Below are 4,608 nucleotides of genomic sequence, written 5' to 3'. Positions count from 1 at the left end.
GGAAATAGCTGCCGGTGCGCAGCTTCGGGATACGAAGCTCGACTGTGCCAGCACGTGTCTCCCAGTCCCGGTCGCGATAGCCGTTGCGCTGGGCTAGTCGGAAGCCATTCTTCTCGCCATAGCCCGCGCCGGTCTTCGTGCCGACCTCCAGCATCATCAACTTCTCGGCAGCAAAGCCGATCATCTCGCGCAGCAAATCGGCGTCGGCGCTCTTCTCAACGAGTGAGCGCAGGTTCATCATGTCGTCGGTCATCGGTGGTGTCCTTCAGGTTGGTCTTGAACAACCCGACCCTACCGGAAAACACTGGTGACCACCGCTACCCTGCTACACCACGCCCTGGGACACGATCTTTCATGAACCGAGCCGGCAGATATCGTCGAGCAATGGCGTCGTTTCGATCATGAGATCGAACGGGCATTCAGTGATGCCTGGCGGGATGCACAAACTCCCGCTCCGTCTGATATAAAGAAATCTTTATGCCGCTATTGACTTCCCTAGCTGGAAAAATATGATCCGTTGTGTCGTGGTTCTTCTTGCGTCTGTTGGGACGCGAGAAGCCAAGAGGGAATCCGGAACGGCCAATGCCGAGGCCGGAGCTGCCCCCGCAACTGTGAGCGATGAGTGGTCGATCCACCAAAGTCACTGACGCCTATGGGCGCCGGGAAGACGGATCGGGCACGTTGACCCGCGAGCCAGGAGACCTGCCACGGCCACATAGTCGTCATCGGGCGGGGTGTCCCGGTGGATCGCTCAATCCCGACCGTCCTCGGACTGGTCGGCGATCGCGTTTCCGCTCGCCTTTGCCCCCAGATCTTGGGGTTCGTCATGTCAATTGCCATTGCTACGCTGGGAACGCCGCGCATCGGTCCGCGCCGCGAGCTTAAATTTGCTCTGGAAGCCTTTTGGGCAGGTCAAATCGGTCGCTCGGAACTGTTGGAGATCGCCGCCGCCTTGCGCGCCGCCAACTGGGCCGATCAGGCGGCCCGCGGTATCACGGTCATTCCGTCCGGCGATTTCTCCCTCTAGGACCAGATGCTCGATACCGCCGTCATGGTTGGTGCTGTGCCGGAAGGCTATGGCTGGTCGGACGGCATGGTGTCGCTCGATACCTATTTCGCGATGGCACGCGGAGCGGATGCCGGCGCTTGCGGCTGTGGCAATCCCAGCCATCACGCCGCCGGCGTCCCGGCGCTTGAAATGACAAAGTGGTTCGACACGAACTATCACTACCTCGTCCCCGAGCTTGGCCCGAACCAGCGTTTCGTGCTCGCCTCGATGAAGCCAATCGACGAGTTCCGACAGGCCAAGGCACTCGGCATCCGTACCCGGCCAGTGCTGGTAGGCCCGGTGACCTTCCTGAAGCTCGCGAAGGGAGGGGTCGGTTTTGATCGGCTAAAGCTGATTGATCGTCTTATGTCGGTATACATCGACGTTCTGAAGCGCCTCGTAGCCAATGGTGCCGACTGGGTGCAAATGGATGAGCCGATCCTGGCGACCGATCTCGACGAGGCGACGCGTGCCGCGCTGAACACGGCCTATGGCCTGATCGCTTCAGCCGTGCCGACGCTCAAGATCATGCTCACGAGCTATTTTGCTCCGCTTGCAGACAACCTCAATCTGGCCATTTCGCTGCCAACCGCAGGTCTCCACCTCGATCTTGTTCGCGGCCGAACCGATCTTTCCTCCGCGCTAACGCGCGCTGCCGGCGGCAAGGTCCTTTCGCTCGGCGTCATTGATGGTCGGAATATCTGGCGGACGGATTTGGACGCCTGCCTTGACCTCGTTCAACCGATCCTCGCCCGTCGTGGGCTGGACCATATCTAGTTGGCTCCGTCGTGCTCGCTATTGCATGTGCCTTATGACAAGGAGGCCGAAAGCGGGCTTGACCGGGAAATCGCCTCTTGGCTGGCATTTGCGCGTCAGAAGATGACAGAACTCTCCACTCTCGGCCGTGCATGTGAGGGCGGCAGGCAGAGCGTGGCAGAGCATTTCGCCGCCGCCTGCTCGGCCTTGGCTTCCCGCAGGGGCTCGCCGCGTGTGGTCAGGTCCGACGTCCGTGCCCGCCTCGCCGCGGTCACGCCGGAGATGGCACATCGCCCTTCACCGTTCGAGCAGCGCGCGGCTGCCCAGCGTGCACGCTTCGATCTGCCTCTTTTCCCAACGACGACCATCGGTTCCTTCCCGCAGACAAAGGATGTACGCCGCAGTCGGCAAGCTCTTGCCAAGGGCGAGATATCCGAGGCCGACTATCGCGATTTCCTGAAGACGGAAACAGCTGCCTGCGTCGGATGGCAGGAGGAAATTGGGCTCGATGTACTTGTTCATGGCGAGTTTGAACGCAATGACATGGTGCAATATTTCGGCGAGAAGCTGGACGGCTTTGCCTTCACGCACCACGGTTGGGTGCAGTCATACGGATCGCGCTGCGTCCGTCCTCCGATCCTCTACGGCGATGTCGCCAGGCCCGAACCGATGACTGTCGACTGGTGGCGCTACGCTCAATCCAAAACCGGCAGACCAATGAAAGCGATGCTGACGGGACCGGTGACCATCCTCAACTGGTCGTTCGTGCGCGACGACATGGGGCGCGATGAAGCGTGCCGTCAGATCGCACTGGCACTGCGCGATGAAGTTACGGACCTTGAGGAGGCGGGCGCTACGATGATCCAGATCGACGAGGCGGCCCTGCGGGAAGGGTTGCCGATCAGAGCGAGCGAAAGGGCACATTATCTTGACTGGGCGGTTGACAGTTTCCGCCTGACGTCATCGAGCGCCGGAGACACGACGCAGATCCATACTCACATGTGCTACTCGGAGTTCAACGACATCATCGCGTCGATTGCCGCCATGGATGCTGACGTCATTTCCATCAAGTGCTCACGCTCGAAGATGGAGCTGCTGACCGCCTTTGCCAATTTCCATTATCCCAACGACATCGGGCCGGGCGTCTACGACATTCATTCACCGCGCGTGCCGTCCGTCGAGGAGATGGTGAGCCTTATCCGGATGGCACTCACCCATCTTCCGGCCGAACGCATTTGGATCAACCCCGATTGCGGCCTCAAGACACGCGGCTGGCCTGAAGTGCAGGCGGCTCTGGTCAACATGGTGGAGGCTGCGCGCCAATTGCGAGGAACCGTGGCGAACCAACGCTCTTAATCCGGATTCGCGCGGCTATGCCCAAGGCGTATGCCGCGCCATCCACAGCCGCTCCACAAGGCGTCTAGGTAGAACCACTGCGCAGAGTGTCTTTCATTGACCCGACTCATAGGGCGAGAAATACTATTGGTTGAGCTGAGGTTCTTCAGGTGCCACAACATCTGGAGCCAAGAGGGAAGCCGGTGCAAATCCGGCGCTGCCCCCGCAACTGTCAGCGGCGAGTATCCGTTCCACTGAAGTCACTGGTGCATGATGCACTGGGAAGACGGAGCGGTTGCGATGACCCGTGAGCCAGGAGACCTGCCCCAGCCGAGTTGAATTGTCCTCGGGCGGGGTGCACCGGTGGATCGTCATCGACGCGCGGCCGGAGTCCGTCTCCGCCGTTATCGATTGCGCTCCTCTCGTTCTCCGCCCTTTATTCGGTGCAAGGGAACGATGTCGGAAATCACGCCAGTCAAACCGCCTCTCAGCGTCCTCAAGCGGTCGGGTGCGCTCGCCCCCTTCGATGCCGAAAAGATCCGTTCGGCCATCGAGCGGGCCGGAGCCGCTAGCGGCGAGTTTTCAAGCACGGAGGCCCAGCTTCTCGCTATGCAGGCCGTGAAGGTGATCGCCCATCGTTTCGCTGCACGCATGCCGTCGATCGAGGAGATCCAGGATGTCGTCGAGCAGGCGCTGATCTCGGCCAATCACTTCTCGACGGCCCGCGCCTACATCGTCTACCGCGAGCAGCGGGCCCGCCTCCGGCGCGACGCCAACACGGTCGTCGACGTCGTCGCCTCGATCGACGAATATCTCGACCGGGCCGACTGGCGGGTCAACGCCAACGCCAACCAGGGCTATTCGCTGGGCGGGCTGATCCTCAACGTTTCCGGCAAGGTGACGGCCAACTACTGGCTCTCCCACGTCTATCCGCCCGAGGTCGGCCGCGCCCACCGCGACGGCGACATCCACATCCACGACCTCGACATGCTCTCCGGCTATTGCGCCGGCTGGTCGCTCCGGACGCTGTTGACCGAAGGCCTCAACGGCGTGCCGGGCAAGGTGGAGGCCGGGCCGCCCAAACATCTTTCGAGCGCTGTCGGCCAGATCGTCAATTTCCTCGGCACGCTCCAGAACGAATGGGCCGGCGCCCAGGCTTTCTCCTCCTTCGACACCTACATGGCGCCCTTCGTCCGCAAGGACCGGCTCGCCTACGAGGATGTCCGTCAGTCGATCCAGGAGCTGATCTACAACCTCAACGTCCCCTCGCGCTGGGGCACCCAGACGCCGTTCACCAACCTGACCTTCGACTGGGTGTGTCCCGACGACCTGAAGGATCAGGTGCCGATCATCGGCGGCGTCGAGATGGACTTCCGCTATGGCGAGTTGCAGGCCGAGATGGACCTGATCAACCGCGCCTACATGGAGGTGATGACCACGGGCGACGCCAAGGGCCGCGTCTTCACCTT

The 4,608-nt window shown here is 61.4% G+C and carries 2 protein-coding genes, 1 pseudogene and 2 riboswitches; of the genes and pseudogenes, 2 read left to right on the top strand and 1 reads right to left on the bottom strand.

The window, feature by feature from the left end; translation table 11 throughout:
• The coding region (locus H512_RS0119765) for a transposase (RefSeq protein ID WP_026784879.1) at positions 1-253 on the bottom strand (253 nt) is incomplete at its 3' end.
• Between the two features lie 255 nt (positions 254-508).
• Positions 509-724: riboswitch (cobalamin riboswitch) on the top strand.
• A 102-nt stretch (positions 725-826) separates the two neighbouring features.
• Between H512_RS0119765 and metE the strand changes: the two are divergent.
• A pseudogene (gene metE / locus H512_RS25165) lies at positions 827-3,160 on the top strand (5-methyltetrahydropteroyltriglutamate--homocysteine S-methyltransferase).
• Positions 3,161-3,281: 121 nt separating this feature from the next.
• Positions 3,282-3,482, top strand: a riboswitch (cobalamin riboswitch).
• Positions 3,483-3,595: 113 nt separating this feature from the next.
• The coding region (nrdD, locus tag H512_RS25160) for an anaerobic ribonucleoside-triphosphate reductase (RefSeq protein WP_036793012.1) at positions 3,596-4,608 on the top strand (1,013 nt) is incomplete at its 3' end.

This window comes from Pleomorphomonas koreensis DSM 23070 (assembly GCF_000425185.1).
GTDB lineage: Bacteria > Pseudomonadota > Alphaproteobacteria > Rhizobiales > Pleomorphomonadaceae > Pleomorphomonas > Pleomorphomonas koreensis.
The sequence above is the reverse complement of the archived record's forward strand: the minus strand, read 5'-3'. Positions and strand labels throughout refer to the sequence as shown.